Source organism: Neobacillus drentensis, from assembly GCF_036966985.1.
GTDB lineage: Bacteria > Bacillota > Bacilli > Bacillales > Cytobacillaceae > Neobacillus > Neobacillus drentensis_E.
Genome location: NZ_JBALSN010000074.1, coordinates 1 through 18,158 on the forward strand (window position 1 = coordinate 1; position 18,158 = coordinate 18,158).

The 18,158-nt window shown below is 37.2% G+C and carries 13 protein-coding genes; 4 read left to right on the plus strand and 9 right to left on the minus strand.

Annotated features, from left to right (window positions below; genetic code table 11):
- Positions 1–115: 115 nt before the first annotated feature.
- The 7 genes from V7659_RS05415 to uxaC form a co-directional block, all read right to left on the minus strand.
- Positions 116–976 (minus strand): sugar phosphate isomerase/epimerase family protein, encoded by an 861-nt coding sequence (locus V7659_RS05415; protein WP_335452975.1) that lies wholly within the window; start codon positions 974–976, stop codon positions 116–118.
- A gap of 3 nt (positions 977–979) precedes the next feature.
- The gene (locus tag V7659_RS05420) at positions 980–1,984 is read right to left on the minus strand and encodes a Gfo/Idh/MocA family protein (protein WP_335452972.1); all 1,005 of its coding nucleotides are present in this window, start codon (positions 1,982–1,984) and stop codon (positions 980–982) included.
- Positions 1,985–2,052: 68 nt separating this feature from the next.
- On the minus strand, positions 2,053–3,213 hold the full coding sequence (locus tag V7659_RS05425) for a Gfo/Idh/MocA family protein (protein WP_335452969.1): 1,161 nt from the start codon (positions 3,211–3,213) through the stop codon (positions 2,053–2,055).
- A gap of 2 nt (positions 3,214–3,215) precedes the next feature.
- Positions 3,216–4,103, minus strand: coding sequence for a sugar phosphate isomerase/epimerase family protein (locus V7659_RS05430; RefSeq protein ID WP_335452966.1), 888 nt, complete (start codon positions 4,101–4,103; stop codon positions 3,216–3,218).
- The gene (locus V7659_RS05435) at positions 4,104–5,039 is read right to left on the minus strand and encodes an AraC family transcriptional regulator (protein WP_335452963.1); all 936 of its coding nucleotides are present in this window, start codon (positions 5,037–5,039) and stop codon (positions 4,104–4,106) included.
- 248 nt (positions 5,040–5,287) lie between these two features.
- Positions 5,288–6,700 (minus strand): NADP-dependent phosphogluconate dehydrogenase, encoded by a 1,413-nt coding sequence (gene gndA, locus V7659_RS05440; protein WP_335452960.1) that lies wholly within the window; start codon positions 6,698–6,700, stop codon positions 5,288–5,290.
- A 74-nt stretch (positions 6,701–6,774) separates the two neighbouring features.
- Positions 6,775–8,178: a glucuronate isomerase gene (gene uxaC, locus V7659_RS05445; protein WP_335538635.1), complete on the minus strand. Its 1,404-nt coding sequence runs from the start codon at positions 8,176–8,178 to the stop codon at positions 6,775–6,777.
- A gap of 250 nt (positions 8,179–8,428) precedes the next feature.
- Between uxaC and V7659_RS05450 the strand changes: the two genes are divergently transcribed.
- On the plus strand, positions 8,429–9,622 hold the full coding sequence (locus tag V7659_RS05450) for an ROK family transcriptional regulator (protein ID WP_335538636.1): 1,194 nt from the start codon (positions 8,429–8,431) through the stop codon (positions 9,620–9,622).
- A 119-nt stretch (positions 9,623–9,741) separates the two neighbouring features.
- Here the strand turns inward: V7659_RS05450 and V7659_RS05455 are convergent, their stop codons facing one another.
- Positions 9,742–11,154, minus strand: a complete 1,413-nt coding sequence (locus tag V7659_RS05455; RefSeq protein WP_335538638.1) for an MFS transporter — start codon at positions 11,152–11,154, stop codon at positions 9,742–9,744.
- Positions 11,155–11,508: 354 nt separating this feature from the next.
- Positions 11,509–12,915 carry an MFS transporter gene (locus tag V7659_RS05460; RefSeq protein WP_335538640.1) on the minus strand — a complete coding sequence of 469 codons (1,407 nt, stop codon included), beginning with the start codon at positions 12,913–12,915 and terminating at the stop codon, positions 11,509–11,511.
- 1,124 nt (positions 12,916–14,039) lie between these two features.
- Between V7659_RS05460 and ltrA the strand changes: the two genes are divergently transcribed.
- From ltrA to V7659_RS05475, 3 genes are all read left to right on the plus strand, one after another.
- Positions 14,040–15,887: a group II intron reverse transcriptase/maturase gene (gene ltrA / locus V7659_RS05465; protein ID WP_335538642.1), complete on the plus strand. Its 1,848-nt coding sequence runs from the start codon at positions 14,040–14,042 to the stop codon at positions 15,885–15,887.
- 125 nt (positions 15,888–16,012) lie between these two features.
- Positions 16,013–16,672, plus strand: coding sequence for an FMN-dependent NADH-azoreductase (locus tag V7659_RS05470; protein WP_335538644.1), 660 nt, complete (start codon positions 16,013–16,015; stop codon positions 16,670–16,672).
- 209 nt (positions 16,673–16,881) lie between these two features.
- A partial coding sequence (locus V7659_RS05475; RefSeq protein WP_335538646.1) for a diguanylate cyclase domain-containing protein occupies positions 16,882–18,158 on the plus strand: 1,277 nt, incomplete at its 3' end.

Sequence of the window (18,158 nt, forward strand, 5' to 3'; positions counted from 1 at the left end):
TGCCTGACACCATTAACACCGGCTGCGCAGTACTATTGGTGCCTGACACCATTCCCCCTGCCTCCGTAGTTCTATTGGTGCCTGACACCACCCTAGTGCCTGACACCAATTTTAATTAAAACCATTCACTAAATCCTAATTTTCTCAAATGTTTTGCTGAAATTTCTAGGCATTCGAATGGATCTCGGCCATAGGTATCATCTTGTTCTACCAAGAAATATTGTGCACCGCTTTCAAGACCGGCTTCCATAATCGCCTTGATATCAAGATTTCCTTCCCCAAGTTCCGCAAATTCAATTGTATTCGTGAATATGTTAAAGAATTTAGCCATGTCTTTAAAGTCAACATCGCTTAAATCCATTTGACCAATTCGATAATCCTTCAAGTGTAAGAGTGAAATTCGGCCAGTATATTCTTTAACAAATTCCACAGGATTTACGCCTGCTCTTTGAATCCAGTGAACATCCAATTCAAATCCAAGTTTGGTGGTGTTCTTTTTAATAATATCCAATAAATATTCACCATCAAATTTTTGGAATTCTAAGTGGTGTGTATGGTAATACAATTCAATTCCATGTTCTGCTAATTTGTGAGCCATCTCTTCAGCTTTGGCAATAAACTCCATAATTTTATCTTTATTTCCCATGGCCATTAACGGCATCATGCCAATTCGCAAATAATTACAATCAAGTGTTTTGCAATCATTCACAATTTTTTCAAAGTCACTTGTCAATGTCTCACCAGGCATTCCAGGTAGCATTGGCTCTACTGCAGCAGAAAGAGCCGCAATCTTAATATCAAAATCTTCACTTGCCCTTTTTATCTCCGCTACGTTCTCTGGAGTCATTGGGATTTGAGAAACTTCAACTGCGTGATAGCCAAGCTCACTTACTTTTCTCATTGTTTCATAGGCACCTAGCTCTTCAACTTTACCTTTAAGCATCATCATTTGAACGCCGATTTTCCCTTTTTTCATTTGCTACCCCTCCATCTTAATACTTTGTTTTATCTCTGAAGAAAGTCGGATGGCATCAATCATTTGAATAGATACGACCGCATCCTTTGCATGAACATAATCATGAGTGCCCTGTAAAATACAGTTATAGAATTGATTGATTGTTTTTGCATGGCTGGCACCATAATAGAATTTTGAGCCAGGCAGCTTAGCATCTTCTACCAATTCTTCCTTTTTCCCCTCTTCATTTATTCTTGTGAGAATGCTGTCTTTAATGATGAATTTACCCTTTTCAAGATATACTTCAAGCTCTACACTGGAGTTCTCTGGATTGGCATTGGTTGAAAAAAATAATCCTCTTGCACCATTTTCGAAGAGTATATGTGCGGAAGCAGTATCTTCCACTTCAATCCCATAATCCAATAATTGGTCCACTGAACCTCTTATTGATTCTATTTTTCCGCCTACTAGCTGGATTAAATCCAGTGTATGGAGGGATTGATTGATCATAGAACCGCCCCCGGCATACGCCATTTTTCCACGCCAAGGTTTCACATCATAATAAGCTTTTGGTCTATACCAAGCCACCAACCCTTTAACTCCTGTAACCTTGCCATATTCTCCGCCTTTGACAATCTCCATAAGCATTTCAAACGACTCATTATAACGGTTTTGTAAACAGACACCGATTTTAACATCACTATGGTCTTCCTCTAGTTTTACAAGTGCCTGTCCTTCCTCAGTGTTCAAGCCCAACGGCTTTTCTTGAAAAACATGAACTCCCGCTTCTACACAATCTCTTGTTACAGGATAATGTAGATAGTGAGGCAGACAATTATGGACAACATCAAGGTTTTCTTTTTCAAGCATCTCGTTATAATCCGTATAAAAGTTTACCCCTGGTATGGTGTCTTTTAATGATTCATCAAGATCACATATTGCTACTAACTTAGCATTCGGGTTAGCTTGTATAGCTGGAATATGAATTTTTGAAATATCTCCAAGTCCTATTACTGCTACTTTTAACATTTGCTCCACCCCTTTTTTGAAACGAACTCGGGATTGCATTAGCGCCCGAGTTCGTTTCATGTGATTGATTACTTTCTAACCGGATATTTACCTTCTTCAGCAATCCGTTTATTTAATTCTTCTAGGAATAAATCCTCGTCAAATGGTACTTCAATTTCTTTTCCTAACCAGCTTGAAAGGTGCATCGCGTTTGCAAGTCTAACACCATTAATTCCATCGCTGCCAGGAGCTAATAATGGGGTACCTTCTACAATTGCAGAAGCAAAGTCTTCTAATACAGCAATGTGCTGTTCGCCCCAAACATTACCAAAATCAAGTACTTCCTCAGTGAAAATATCACCTGCACCGCCGCCCATAAACAGCTTCATAACATCTGACATATCCATGGAATTACTCATTTCATTCTCAGATTGTTTCAGGCGCTTGATGGTAACTTTCTTACTATCGTCTACCACGATTTTTCCTTTATCACCTAGGATTTCTAAACGGTCAGTTCCCATTACATCGTGTGTACGAGTGACGAATACACCAGTAGCACCATTTCCATAATCAAATACTGCAGTCACATCGTCCTCAACCACTATATCTCTTTGATAGCCATAGTTTAATTTTGCATAAACCTTTTTCGGCATGCCGCACATCCATTGAAGCAAGTCAATTTGGTGTGGCGCTTGGTTTACAAGGACACCGCCGCCTTCTCCGCCCCAAGTTGCTCTCCATTCACTTTGATTGTAGTACCCTTGAGGTCTCCACCAGGTAGTAATAATCCAGTTGGTATTGCGGATGCTGCCAATCTCACCATTATCAATAAGTTCTTTCACCTTTTTATAAAGTGGATTTGTACGCTGGTTAAAGAAGATGGCAAACTTAAGTTCAGGCTTTGTTGCTGCAAAGTCGTTTAACTCTTTTACTTGTTTTGTATAGACACCAGCTGGTTTTTCCACTAATGCATGAATGTTTCTTTTTAGTGATTCGATTCCCATTTCAGGATGGAGATAATGCGGAACAGTTGTAACAACTGCATCAACATTACCACTTTCAAGCATATCGATATAATTATCGTAGAAAGGAACACCAGGATACTTCTCTTCTGCTACTTGTTTTTTAGCAGGATCATTATCACAAATCGCACCAATCACCATGTTTTTAACTTTTCCTTCAGAAATGAAATTAGCGTACATACCACCTTCTGCACCTAATCCAATAATCCCTAATCTTACATCTGCCATAATTAAATTCCCTCGCTTTCAATTTTTTTAAGAATGTCTAAAAGTGCTTCATATTGAAGCTTGTAGCCGCCGGCACCATCCAGCCCTTTGTTGTCCTTAATGATCTCGGTTGCATCCTCTAGTTCTAAATCCTTTAAAGAATCAAAGAGAACGAGATGTGGCTCAAGAGTTAAAAAGCCTTTGTAGCCCCTCTTAATAAACTGAGCTAAAATTTGCGGTATTTTTCCTTCGCCAGTTCCACAGACAACATTTTGGCTATCCGATGTTACAGCATCCTTTATGTGTATATAAACAATCTCATCTTTTAAGAGATTGTAACACTCTTGAGTGTCCTCACCGCATTGTACGAAATTAGCGAAGTCGAAAATCCCTTTAAAGTAAGGAGAACCTACTTCTGTTAAGATCTCATGACAGCGTCTTCCGATATCACCAAAGATATCCTTTTCATTTTCATGCAGTAAAATCACATTGTATTTTTCTGCAATGGCAGCAAATTCCTTAAGCTTACTTACAACTTGACTACGATATTGGTCTGCATCCTCACCCTTAGGAATATAGAAGCTAAAGATTCGCATATATTGGCAATCGAGCAAGTTGCTAATTTGGCAAAGCTTGTCTAACATAAGCCTTTGTATAGCAAAGCCTTCTTCATCATTAATGAATATTTTACCGATCGGTGAGCCGATGGAAGAAACACCAATTCCTGCTTTTTGCAGCCTTGGCAGTACTTTTTCTTTGATTTCATCGACAGTAAAATCACCAATATTTTTCCCATCAATACCGCGTAACGAAATATATTTCATATCTAAATTTGATACAACCTCAAGCTGGGTATTAAAATCAGATGATATTTCATCTGAAAATCCTGAAATCATTAAGTCTTTATTCATTTATGTTTTGTCCTCCTTTTTAACAGGAATGGTTCTACTGATTTTTGTTTTCCGATAACTTGAAGGTGTCATGCCCACCTTCTCTTTAAAATACCGGCTGAAATGAGCGACACTCTCGAATCCCGTGGCCTGTGATACCTCTGTTAACGTTAGATCAGGTTCTATTTCCAATAAATATTTCACTTGATTTAGCCGGCAGCCCATCACATATTCCATCACAGTAAAACCAGTGACTTCCTTAAAAACATGGGAAGTATAATACTTACTTAGATTCAACTCCCCTGCCAATCGGTCCAAACTAATTTTTTCGCTATAGTGATCATTGATCCAAGAGGCAATTTCCTCTGCATGGTGTTCTTTTTCAGACTTTCTACTTGTCACATGGGCCAATTCATTTTGACTCATTTTATAAATCCTAAGCAGCAATTGAATTAACTCAAGCTTCACTTCTGCTTCTAACAATTCGTTCCTTTTCCCTGTTCGCTGCATCTCTTCATCCAATTGGGACAGTGAGCTTGCTATCTGTTTGATCTGTCCATCAACAAAAAGTCCTGATTCATCATACCCCGTTCGAATCAAATAATTGTTAAGCTTTTGAAACGGATCCAATAAATTGGGCAATCCCAGCACAGGCAATATCTCCTGGAGCCAGATTGGAGAAAAATGAAGCATGCTTCGAGTATAGGTACTCCCCATCTGCGGGTTCGCTTTATGCAGGGTCATTCCATCCAAAAGTATAATATCACCAGGCTGTAATTCATAAATCCGATTGTTGATTAAATACTTACAATCACCTGAATGAAAAAAATATATTTCATATTCTTGGTGTGAGTGAAAATTAAAAATATAGGACTCTACTCCCTGCATACGGTAGAAGGCGCTAATCCAATCCTCTGTAACTTTTATTTTATTAGAAGAGGAATTCCCCTTATCCATTACTCTCACGCCTTTCAGGTAAGCGCTAACAAAATTAGTTCGTTTACTGAACATACTTTTATTTTATTGCAAACTGACTCAAAAAACATTCTCTAAAAATGCCCAAATTCGTATAATTTTTGACTGATATTGCTCTGAGATTAGAAGTCTCAGTCAATTAATAACAAAAAAAGAGACAATCCCAGCTTTAATGCTAGTTTTGTCTCTGTAAAAGGAAAAATACATCATACTATACAATTCCAAACTTCTTATTCCATCCAGTTTGTATGGAAAACTCCTTCTTTATCTACACGTTGATAAGTGTGAGCACCAAAGTAGTCACGTTGCGCTTGCAACAAATTCGCTGGAAGTGTTTCTGTACGGTAGCTGTCATAATACGCAATTGCGCTCGCAAAGGATGGAACAGGGATTCCACGTTCAATTGCCACAGCAAGAACTTGGCGTAATGGCTGCTGATAATTCTCAACGATTTCTTTAAAATAAGGATCTAGTAATAAGTTTCTTAATTCAGGATCACGATCATACGCATCTTTTATTTTTTGTAAGAATTGCGCACGAATGATACAGCCGCCGCGGAAAATCATAGCGATATCTCCGTAACGAAGATTCCATTCGTATTCTTCTGATGCAGCACGCATTTGTGCAAAACCTTGTGCATAAGAAACAATTTTACTCATATATAATGCCTTACGAACTGCTTCGATTAATTCCTCTTTACTGCCATCAAAGCCTTTAACTTCCGGTCCATTAAGAACCTGACTTGCCTTTACACGCTCATCCTTCATTGCTGAAATAAAGCGGGCAAATACAGATTCAGTGATAATTGGAAGTGGAACACCTAAGTCTAAAGCATTTTGGCTTGTCCATTTACCAGTACCCTTTTGACCTGCTGTATCGAGAATTAAATCTACCATTGGTTTACCAGTTTCTTCATCCACTTTTGTAAAGATATCAGCCGTAATTTCAATCAAATAGCTGTCTAATTCGCCTTTATTCCATTCAGCAAAGACCTCGTGAAGCTCGTTTGCATCTAAACCAAGGACATTTTTCAAAATAAAATAAGCTTCACAGATTAACTGCATATCACCATATTCAATTCCGTTATGAACCATTTTCACATAGTGACCAGCACCATTGGGACCAATATACGTACAGCAAGGATCGCCCCCTACTTTTGCAGAAATGGCTTCTAAAATTGGTTTAACAAGGTTATAAGCTTCTTCTTTACCGCCTGGCATGATAGAAGGACCTTTTAATGCGCCTTCTTCTCCACCTGAAACGCCAGTTCCGATGAAATGGAACCCTGCTGTCTCTAGTTCCTTATTACGTCTAATTGTATCTTGGAAGAATGTATTCCCACCATCAATTAGGATATCGCCTTCTTCAAGAAATGGCTTTAAGGAGTCAATTGTAGCATCTGTAGCAGTACCAGCTTTAACCATTAATAAAATTTTGCGAGGCTTTTCTAAAGAATTTACGAATTCTTCAACAGTACGTGCACCTACAAAGTTTTTTCCTTCTGCTTCATTCTTTAAGAATTCTTCTGTTTTTTCATAAGAACGATTAAAAACAGCGACAGAATAACCGCGGCTTTCAATATTTAGGGCAAGATTCTTACCCATAACGGCTAAACCAACTACACCAATTTGTTGTTTTGACATACTATCCCTCTTTCTATTTTAATACTATTTAGATAACCATATTTCTTTCATCAATACAATTAAAAAGTGCTTTTTTAGCGTCTTAAAAAATATTTTTCGGCATTATCATAGCAAATATTCCTTACCATTTGCTCCATGTGCTTCATGTCATTTGGTACCGACCCTTTTTCCACCCAATCGCCAAGGATATTACACAGTATTCGGCGGAAGTAATCGTGACGGGCATAAGATAAGAAGCTGCGCGAGTCTGTTAGCATACCGATAAAGTGGCTGAGTAATCCAACATTTGCATAATCCTTCATTTGCCTCTCCATACCATCAATATGATCAACAAACCACCATCCTGAACCTAATTGAACCTTACCTGGAACACCTTCTTCATAGAAGTTCCCCATCATACCAGCTAATGTTACGTTATCTTTTTGGTTCAAGTTAAATAAAACTGTTCTTGGCAGTGCGTTTTCTTGATCTAAAGAATCAAGGAATCTCGACAAGCCTTCAGTCATATTAGCTTCTCCAACTGAATCAAATCCAACATCTGTTCCAAGCAATTCTTTCATTCTTGTGTTATTGTTTCGCATTGCTCCCATGTGAAGCTGCATAACCCACTGCTTTTCAGCATACATTTTTCCAAGTTCTTTTAAAAGGAAAATACGATAGGCAATCAATTCATCATGTGTAAGCTGTTCACCGCTTAGACGTTTATTGAAGATCGCTTCAACTTCTTGTTTGCTTGTTTCTACATATTCCATCTTTTGAATGTCATGATCAGAGGCACGGCCTCCATTTTCATGAAAATACTCGACTCTTTGTTTCAAAGCTGTTAAAAATCCATCTAAGGAATCGGTTTTTATCCCGGAAACATCCGCCAATTTTTCAATCCAGCTTGTGAAAGTAGGGCGTTCAATAAACATCGCACCATCAGGACGGAAAGTTGGAGCAATAATTGTTTGAAAGGTTTCATCATTTTTCAATAATTGATGGTATTCTAGTGTTGAGATTGGATCATCAGTCGTTCCGATAAACTTTACATTTGACCTCTCAATTAAAGCCCTCGCAGTGAATTCTGATGTCTGTAATTTTTCATTACATTCATCCCAAATTTCACGAGCTGTTTCTGGACTTAATACCTTATCAATTCCGAAAAACATTTTTAATTCTAAGTGTGTCCAATGATAAACAGGATTTCCAAGTAAATGAGGAACCGTCTCTGCCCACTTCTCAAATTTTTCCCAATCACTAGCATCACCTGTTATATAACGTTCACCAACACCATTAATGCGCATCGTTCTCCACTTGTAATGGTCTCCCCCAAGCCAGATTTGTGTAATATTTTCATATGACTTGTTTTCCCAAACTTCCTTTGGGTCTAAGTGACAATGGAAATCAAAAATTGGTGAAGATGCTGCCGCATTTTCATACAGTTTAATCGCGGTTTCTGTATTAAGTAAAAAATGTTGATCCATAAATTTTTTCATCTAGTATCTCTCTCCTTTATTAGAAATTCAAACTGTTCTTGCATAATCTGTAAACCCTTACAGAAATATATAATTATTCGTTTTAATCCAATTACTTTAATTTGTTTATTAAACAAATTAACTACATGAATAATTTATCACGATTAATATGTTTAGTCAATTAACTATTTAGTAATAATAAACCTATTTAATAAAATAACTGATATAATAGTAATATACACTTTGAAATTCCCGAAAATGGAGGATATATATGGTTACCGGTGATGCAGCATATATTAAGAAAATAAATCGATCTTTAATCATCAGAGAAATTGTAAAAGAAGGAATGATTTCAAGAGCAGATTTATCCAAAGCCACTAACTTGACGAGAGCTACAATATCAGCTCAGGTTGCAGATCTATTGGAAGAAGGACTTATTATCGAGACTCAACTTGAGCATTATTCGGTTGGAAGAAAGCCGATTATGCTCTCATTAAATGGACAAGCTGGCTATGCACTTGGTATTGATCTTGATTATGGTCAAATATCATTTACGTTAACAGACCTTCTTGGCTGTCCTGTTTCATCTAATATTATTAAAGTTAGTTCTGTAGATTATACAGAGATATTTCATCTTTTAGTTGACCAAATTAAAAAATACAAAGCTAATTTTATTGACAGTCGTTATGGCATTGTCGGAATTGTCATTGCAATCCATGGCTTGGTTGCAAAGGATGAAGTCATTCACTATATTCCAAAGCTAAATTGGCACAATATCCACCTAAAAGGTGATTTAGAAACAGAATTCGATATACCTATTCATCTTGAAAACAATGCAAATCTAAGTTCTTTTGCAGAGCGGGTTTATGTACATCATGAAACAGACAATCTTCTATGTGCTACTCTATATTCGGGGATCGGTCTTGGCATGATGATGAATGATGATTTTTTCCGAGGGCATGAAGGTTATGCTGGCGAAATTGGTCATATGATTGTAGTGCCAGAAGGTAAACCTTGCAATTGTGGAAATAAAGGGTGCTGGGAAAAATATGCCTCCGAATCCAGTATATTTGAATACCTATCCGAAAAAAGGAAAATCAATAATTTGACTTACGAACATATTCAAAAGTGGCTAGATGAAGGCGATGAGGAAGTACATGATTTGATGCAGCAATTCATTTTCTACCTATCAATAGGATTGAATAATATGATAAACATGTATAACCCCGATGTGCTGGTGCTTGATAGTGAACTGTTGCGTATGTACCCAGATTCCCTCGAAAAAATTAGCAAGAATCTGAATTCTTCCATCAGCCATTACCGTGAATTGATGATTTCATCAATTGGAAATAAATCTTGCGTCCTTGGGGCATGTGCACTTGCAATAAAACAATTTTTGGATGTCCCGATGTTAAACTTATCCTTTGATTTTAAAACCAACAAATTTGAAAACGCAATCATGTAATTTTGTGATTGCCTCCTTTTCATTGTGAAAGCCCCTTTTAGCGATTGCTAAAAGGGGCATATATATTTATTAAGCACTCTTTAAACGATCTTAGCTATCTTCTTTCTAGTTTTTTTGTATTATTTCATGCTTTTTCTTTTTTTAGCTAAATCAGCTGAAAGTTGTACGGTACGCTTTTTGTTTAATGGGTATAGGAAAACAATGATTAGGAATACAGCACCAAGTGTAAGTGCAGGTACTAAAGTTGCAAGTGTATGAATTCCTTGTAGCGTTTCAACTGATTGTGCTTCGGTACCAGCATGGTAACCAACTGCTGCAATCGCTGCACCACCAATACCACCAGCAACCGCTTGACCGATTTTACGTGCCATTGAGTATATTGAGTAAACGGTACCATCTTCTCTGAGACCTGTTAAATACTCGTGATAATCGATTACATCTGTAACAAACGCCCAAACAACAAGGTTAAAAATACCATAACCAAACATAGCAACTGTTAATATTCCGATAAATTGTGTTGCTGTTAAATTTGGAAGGAAATATAGTACCGCATATACAAGTGTTGCGATTAATAAGCCGCCAGAAGCCACTTCTTTTTTCCCAAATTTCTTAACCAATGGTTGAATCAATGGCATTGCTACAAATACTGCAACAGCTTGAAGAAGACCAACCATACTTAATGCTTTAGCGTTTGCAAAATAATCCTTAAATAGATATACGTTTACCGTACCAATTAACATGAAGACAATCATGAATGCCAAAGCAGCTACAAGGAACACCATTAATGGTTTGTTTTTAGTAAGCCCCTTCATAGTTTGGCCAAAATTCACTTTTTCTTTATTTGTTTCATCCATGACGATTCGTTCAACAGATAATTTATAACAAGCCATGTAACAAGCAATTGCAAGTCCACCGAAAATTAATGCTGCGATAATGAAGCGAGTTGCATCCGGTTTATTATTAATGAATAAAATAATTGGTCCAACTACGTTAATAATTAAACCTGCCAATTGACCACCTAAAGTTCTCCAGCTTGATAGTGAAGTACGTTCCACAGGATCGCCTGTGATCACTGAAGCCATGGAGCCATAAGGAATATTAACAGTAGAGTATAATGTTCCCCACAAAATATAAGTTACATAGGCATAAGCAAGGTAAAACCCATGAGACATACCAGGTATCTTTACGAACATCAATATCCCCATGATTACAAGTGGTAATGACATTCTTAAAATCCAAGGTCTAAATTTCCCTTGAGCAGTTGCCTTTCTCGTATCAATGAAACGACCCCATGTTACATCAGCAAATGCATCCCAAAGACGTGCGACTGCAAATAAAATTCCGACATGTGCTGGATTAATATGGAAAATATCCGTATAGAAGACCATCAAGAAAGCGGCGGCTAAAGTAAAGAAGAAATCGTTTCCAAAATCACCAAACAAGTAACCTAATTTATCTTTAATACCAAATGGACGTTCTGTTAACCCACCTGATTGTGGGGTTTCTGCTTTCTCTTGCAAAGCTCGAACCATTTCTTTACCCTCCCAATACTATTTTGTGTAACCCCTTACTAAATTACTTACAATAAAGGCATGACTTCTAGAGAATGTATACCGCTTTAAAAATTAATTTGTTTATTAAACTAACAATTATACAATTAGAATATCATCCATATTTGTTATTCGTCAATAATTTTGATTGCAGTTGTTTGTATTAATGTTTTCTGTTTTTGGAAATGAAAGTAGTTTGATAATAGGTCGTAAGCGACTTACGGTTTTCTGCATAATAACGATTAAACCCTTAGCAAAATGCAAAAGGATTTTTTTAATTAGAAAAAGGCAGCAAACAGTCTTTGCTACCTTTTTTCTTTAAATATTATTTAGTTTTTATTTTGAATTTCTTCTTTCAGCTAAATCAATAGTAAGTTGCGCTGTACGCTTTTTGTTTAATGGATAACAAAATACAATGATTAGGAACACAACAGCAAGAGTGATTGCAGGTACTAGAGTTCCAAGTGTATGAATTCCTTGAAGCGTATCAGCTGTCTGTGCTTTAAGATTTGCATTATAACCGACTGCTGCGATTGCTGCCCCACCAACGCCGCCAGCAACTGCTTGACCAACTTTACGTGCCATAGAATAGATCGAGTAAACGGTTCCATCTTCACGTAAACCAGTTAAATACTCATGATAATCAATAACGTCAGTAACGAAAGCCCAAATGACAAGGTTGAAAATACCATAACCCAACATTCCAACGGTTAAAATTCCGATAAATTGTGTTGCTGTTAAGTTAGGAAGTAAATATAGAACTCCGTATACAATAGCAGCAAGTAATAAACCACTAGAAGCCACTTCTTTTTTACCAAATTTCGTAACTAATGGTTTAATAAATGGCATAGCTACAAATATGGCAATAGATTGAAGAAGTCCAACCATACTTAATGCCTTAGCATTTGCGAAGTAATCCTTAAATAGATAAACGTTTACAGTACCAATTAACATAAACACGACCAAATATAATAAAGATGCAAGAAGGAACCACATTAATGGTTTATTTTTACCAAGCCCCTTTACAGTTTGGCCAAAATTAACGTTTGGTTTATCTGTTGCATCTAATTTAATACGTTCAATTGATAACTTATAGCAAGCTAGATAACAAGCAATTGCAAGAACACCAAATATAATTGCACCAAGTAAGAAACGATTAGCATCTGCTTTATTGTCGACAAACAAAATCATTGGTCCCACAACGTTAATGATCAAACCTGCCAAGTTACCACCCATTGTTCTCCAGCTTGACAAGGCAGTACGTTCAACAGGGTCACTTGTAATTACAGATGCCATTGAACCGTAAGGAATATTAACAGTAGAGTATAATGTTCCCCATAAAATATAAGTTACATAAGCATAAGCAAGGTAGAAACCATCAGACATTCCTGGTATGTGAACAAACATTAAAATTCCTGTAATAACAAGTGGGAAAGACATCCTTAAAATCCAAGGCTTGAATTTTCCATGTTTAGTTGCTTTTCTAGTATCGATGAAGCGGCCCCATGAAACGTCAGCAAATGCATCCCACAAGCGTGCGGCAAAGAATAACCCACCGACGGCAGCCGGATTCAAATGATAAACATCAGTATAGAAGACCATTAAGAATGCTGCTACTAGAATAAAGAAGAAATCATTTCCCCAATCACCAAACATGTAACCTAGTTTATCTTTCATTCCAAATTTTCTGAACCCATTTGCAGTTGTTTGTTCAACTGCTGTTTTGTTTGCAGGCTGACCCATAATTTACTCCCCCATTTTCTGTATGATTTTGAAGATTTGCCAAGAATAATTGCTGTTAACTCCTTGTAGTGTTTGAATATTCAATACCTTGTAACCCTTTTCATTAATGATGAAAAAAATATGATTTCGCATTAATTAGTTAGTTTGATGAACTAATTAATATATTTGTATCTTATCACCGTCTATTTACTCAGTCAATAGATTTTTGTAAGCGTTTAAGTAAAAAAATTAGGAATTTTTAATTATGTGAAAACAAATAGAAATTGGGATCAAATGAGCAATACTACATCCTTCTATAAAACTAATTCAGACACTTATTGTTCAAGAACGTCACCAGATGTTCATTATTGAACAAAGATATTTTTTTTATAATAAATATAGTGAAGTGCGACAAGATGCAGCTTTTCCAGATGAATTTCTCTGAAATTTATTGATTAGTCCTGATTCTTGTTGAAATTAGACAATAAAAACAATCAGGTGCCTGAAGTGTACAGGTACTCCTGCCCAAAACTGCATATTGAGTAATCGATGTGTAGGTTGCATGAGGGAACGTATCCTGCCAGCTAATTCCGAAGCTACGGTGGGGCTAGGGAGAGAATATCAAAAGGGTCATTGTTTAACTCCGAAAGGAAAGTAGATAGTGACTATGGTTAACAATGTGACTCTTAATAGATACCGTCCGAATCGTTTTAGCCGAGAGGACTGAGGATATTAAGAGAAACCGTGAATCTTTGCAAGCATCGTTAATTTAGAAACAGGAAAGGAATTGATACCTGTTATCAGGGAGAATGTCGCCTTTCACTTGCGACTCGCTACACTCATAACCCCTGCGGTGTAAAGAAGAAACCTACGATATTCGTATCTAATCAATGCTGAACTTGTTAAACCCTATGAAGTCCTCGCTAATACAGGAGGTAAGCCGAACGTAAGGGAGGTCTAACTCTTCAGAGGGCAGAGGATGTGTGAGAAAGCGAATGCCAACAGGAAGAAAGTCCAGCCGAATGGAAATAAGGCGTTGGATAGTGGTTTATGCCATGACCTGAAAGGGTGCAGACTTCACACTGGTGTGCTACACGGTTAAGAAAGTGAAACGCAATCAAACTACTAACAGGAGGTAATGTGCGATGAATGCCGCAACATGCAATATTAAAGTTCGGTCCGTTGTACCTCCACTTGCTGATTGGGGCGATGTCGAATGGCATCGAATCGAGAAGTATGTCAGGAGGTTGCAACAACGAATCTTCCGTGCCGAATCTCAAGGTAAAACCAGAAAAGTGAGAAATCTCCAAAGGCTTTTGACTCGTTCGAAAGCTGCACTACTCTTAAGTATCAAACGGGTAACACAGACCAATCAAGGAAAACGTACCGCTGGTGTGGATGGACATAAAGTCCTCTCTCCGACAGGTCGGGTGTTGTTATTTAACCAAATGAAAGACCAACATCTTTCACTGCATAACCCAAAACCTGCCAAACGGACGTACATTCCAAAGAAAAACGGGAAACTCCGTCCTTTGGGTATTCCTACGATTAAAGATCGTGTGTGGCAGAATGTCGTGAAATTGGCGTTAGAACCACAATGGGAACAACGATTCGAGTCCATTTCTTATGGTTTCCGTCCGAAAAGATGCATTCACGATGCCATTTCAGCAATCTACATTAAGCTAAACGGACGAAACAATAGGAAAATGTGGGTGTTCGAAGGAGATTTTAAGGGTTGTTTTGACAATCTGAACCATGATTTCATCCTTGAACAACTTGAACAGTTTCCGAATAAAAACACGATTGGTAAGTGGTTGAAGGCTGGTTATATCGACAACAATGTTTTTCATATTACAGATGCAGGAGCACCGCAAGGTGGCATCGTATCACCGCTGTTGGCAAATATTGCTCTACACGGAATGGAAGATGAAATAGGGGTAAAATATAGGGTTAACAAACCTTCTAACACTCAACCAAAAGAATGGGTTACGGTATTAACTCCTTTCTCCGTTGTTCGATATGCCGATGACTTCGTGGTGTTGTGCGAATCAAAAGAAGAAGCATTATCCATGTTTGACAGGCTTAAACCTTATCTGAAAAAGAGAGGGTTGAAATTAGCCGAGGATAAAACAAAGGTGACAAACATCACCGATGGCTTCGATTTTCTTGGGTTTACGATTCGAAAATGGGAAACTCGTAAGCGAGTGTATGATTCAAAAACGGGTCGTAAAGAACCTATTTCCTATTACAAGACAATCGTGAAACCTAGCAACGAAAGTATCAAAAAAGCCAAAAGTGATTTTAGGGATATTTTCAAACAGCTACAAGGTACCAATGTAGACGCCTTAATCAAGAAACTGAACCCTGTGATAATAGGTAAGGCGAATGTTTGGAAACATGTTGTAAGTAAAGAAATTTACTCAACAATGGACAATTATCTATGGAATAAGACATATAAATTCCTTAAAAAATTGCACCCTAACAAACAATACAAATGGCGAAATGAACTATATTTTCGACAGGATATCACAGGTCAAAGCCTAGACAAATGGATACTATCCTCTCCTAATCCGAAGATGAAATATCTTCAGATAAAGAAAATGAGTTGGACAGAAATTCAGAGGTATGAATTGATAAGGTTCAAATCCTCACCGTTTGATAGTAGTTTAAGAAATTACTATAAACAACGGGACATTAAAGTTTTTAATAGTGATTACATTGCCAGCAGGCAGAAACTTGCCAAAAAGCAAAAGTATAAATGTCCATTATGTGGTCTGTCTTTATTAGATGGAAACGAAGGACATGAAGTACATCACAAACATCCTGTTATTCAAGGCGGAGATGACTCTTATAAAAACATGTGGCTAGTCCACATTTCCTGTCACATCGAACATCACCGAGTCTTCTCTGCGAAAGGTCCAATACCTACCGCAAAGCAGTTAAATGCTCATAAAAGGCGACTGGCGAAACTAAGAAAGATGAACAGGACTTGAGATAAAGATGAAAGCATGCTTGAGCCGTATGTGGTGAAAATCACAAGTGCGGTTCTAAGGGGGCGAAGCGATGGAAACGTCGCCTAGCTACCCGACTTAAATAATTTAGATGGGTCGTGTATTTTATGGAAAAATTACTATATATAACCGCAAATCCAAAAGGGCTCGAGAAATCAAAAGGATTAAAAATTGGGGAAGCTTTTCTTGAGTCTTTTCATCGAGTACGCCCAGATGTGTCTATTAAGAAAGTCGATTTGTTTTCTTTAGATTTCCCGCAAATGGATGCTGATTTGGTTTCAGCCAGAGGAAAACTAGCTGGTTATGGGTATACCTTAGACCAACTATTAGACATTGAAAGAGAAAAAATCACTAAAATGCATGATCTCGCTAATGAGTTTATCAGTTATGATTACTATGTCTTTGTTTCTCCTATGTGGAATTTAAACTCCCCTGCCATTTTAAAGGCATATATCGATAATTTATTTATCGCAGGAAAAACGTTTGCCCATACAGCCAACGGGCCAAAGGGACTTTTAATGAATAAAAAGGCGATTCACCTCCAAACAAGAGGCGGTCAGTACACAGGGACTCCAATGGAAGCACTGGAGTCCGGTGATCGGTATTTAAAAATCGCCCTTCGATTCTTAGGGATTGAGGTTGCTGAGTCAGTTATTACAGAAGGTTTTGATATTAATCCACTAAAGGTACCTGAGATTCTTGCACAAGGACAAGAAAACGCCAGACTTGCAGCTATAGATTTCGCACCTACACCTGTTACCGCTTAAGATAAAAAACAACTTGGGTTTCCCTTTAAAGGGAAACCCCTTTTCTGTTTACCTTTGGTATTAATATCTAATTCATAGTATAATTGGAAAGATGCATTTTTTAATATTGTAAAATAGTACTAAAAAACTTTATACACTATGCCAGGGGAGTATCCATGCTAAAAGATTTTGTCTCAAATGCCGCAATATTAATTGCTTCCTTCTCTATAATGGGAGTGTTATTTAAAGATAAGCCACTACACACTAACTCTCCCCGATCATCAAAACTTTACTGGGGACTTTGTTTTGGAATTTTGGGGAATATTTTAATGGCGTTTAGTATCCAAATAAATGCAAGTACGATTGCCGATTTACGCCATTTAGCAATTGTTATTGCAGCTTCCTTTGGTGGAATGATTCCTGCTTTATTATCTGCGGTTCTTATTGCGGCTGGAAGAATTCTTCTTTTTGGAATTAATGAATCATCCATTCTCGGATCCATAGGTGCACTTCTCACAGGAATACTCTGCGGGGGAATTTCAAATATTAACCTTTCACGAACCATTAAAGCTTTTATCATGAATTTAATTGGTTTGTTCTTTGTTTCCATAATTTTCATCATCAGAATTGAGGACCTTCAAATTCTTAAAAATGTATTGACGATGCATTATTTTATTTCTTTCATTGGCGGTTTTTTAGCCTATCATTTCTTTGTTTTTGTAGTCAACTCTTATGAAGCACAAAATCAATTAAAACATACTTTAATGAAAATAAAAGAAACGGAAGAGCGGTTTCGACTCATTGCTGAATACTCTAGTGACATGATTACCATGCACAACGAATATGCAGAATACAAATATATTTCACCTGCTGTTAAAGAAATTATTCATTATGAGTATCCCGAACTGCTAGATAAAAATATGTTTATTTTTATTCATCCTGATGATATTGAACAGACAAATGAAATGTTTGAGAAAGCTTTAGAAGAGGGGGCTGCTAATTCGACCTATCGTTATCGTACAAAGATGGGTGACTATGTTTGGATCGAATCTGCTCTGAAAAGTGTTCATTTTGAGGAAGAAGGCAGCAAAAAGGTCATTATTGTATCAAGAAATATAACTGACCGTAAACTAACAGAACACAAATTACAAGAGGCCAATGAACTTCTAAATCGGCTCTCCTATATGGATGGGCTAACCGGAATAGCAAATCGAAGATATTTTGATGAAACACTTGTGAAAGACTGTTTAAATTCTTCTTCTACCCATTCTCCAATTACTTTAATTATGTTTGATATTGATTATTTTAAAAAATACAATGATACATACGGTCATCTAACAGGAGATGCTTGCTTACAATCGATTGCTCAGGCAATTAACAATCAGATTACTACTATTAAATCTAATTTTACTTTTTGCCGTTATGGGGGAGAAGAGTTTGCCCTTATCTCCCCTTCTACAGGAATAGAGGAAGGGATGAAAATCGCAAAACAAATACAAGACACCAT

Bases quoted from the DNA above. Each gene is read 5' to 3' on its own strand.
- V7659_RS05460 (WP_335538640.1), bottom strand. From the start codon at position 12,915: ATGGGTCAGCCTGCAAACAAAACAGCAGTTGAACAAACAACTGCAAAT.
- V7659_RS05430 (WP_335452966.1), bottom strand. From the start codon at position 4,103: ATGAATAAAGACTTAATGATTTCAGGATTTTCAGATGAAATATCATCT.
- gndA (WP_335452960.1), bottom strand. From the start codon at position 6,700: ATGTCAAAACAACAAATTGGTGTAGTTGGTTTAGCCGTTATGGGTAAG.
- V7659_RS05455 (WP_335538638.1), bottom strand. From the start codon at position 11,154: ATGGTTCGAGCTTTGCAAGAGAAAGCAGAAACCCCACAATCAGGTGGG.
- V7659_RS05470 (WP_335538644.1), top strand. From the start codon at position 16,013: ATGGAAAAATTACTATATATAACCGCAAATCCAAAAGGGCTCGAGAAA.
- V7659_RS05425 (WP_335452969.1), bottom strand. From the start codon at position 3,213: ATGGCAGATGTAAGATTAGGGATTATTGGATTAGGTGCAGAAGGTGGT.
- ltrA (WP_335538642.1), top strand. From the start codon at position 14,040: ATGAATGCCGCAACATGCAATATTAAAGTTCGGTCCGTTGTACCTCCA.
- V7659_RS05450 (WP_335538636.1), top strand. From the start codon at position 8,429: ATGGTTACCGGTGATGCAGCATATATTAAGAAAATAAATCGATCTTTA.
- uxaC (WP_335538635.1), bottom strand. From the start codon at position 8,178: ATGAAAAAATTTATGGATCAACATTTTTTACTTAATACAGAAACCGCG.
- V7659_RS05435 (WP_335452963.1), bottom strand. From the start codon at position 5,039: ATGGATAAGGGGAATTCCTCTTCTAATAAAATAAAAGTTACAGAGGAT.
- V7659_RS05420 (WP_335452972.1), bottom strand. From the start codon at position 1,984: ATGTTAAAAGTAGCAGTAATAGGACTTGGAGATATTTCAAAAATTCAT.
- V7659_RS05415 (WP_335452975.1), bottom strand. From the start codon at position 976: ATGAAAAAAGGGAAAATCGGCGTTCAAATGATGATGCTTAAAGGTAAA.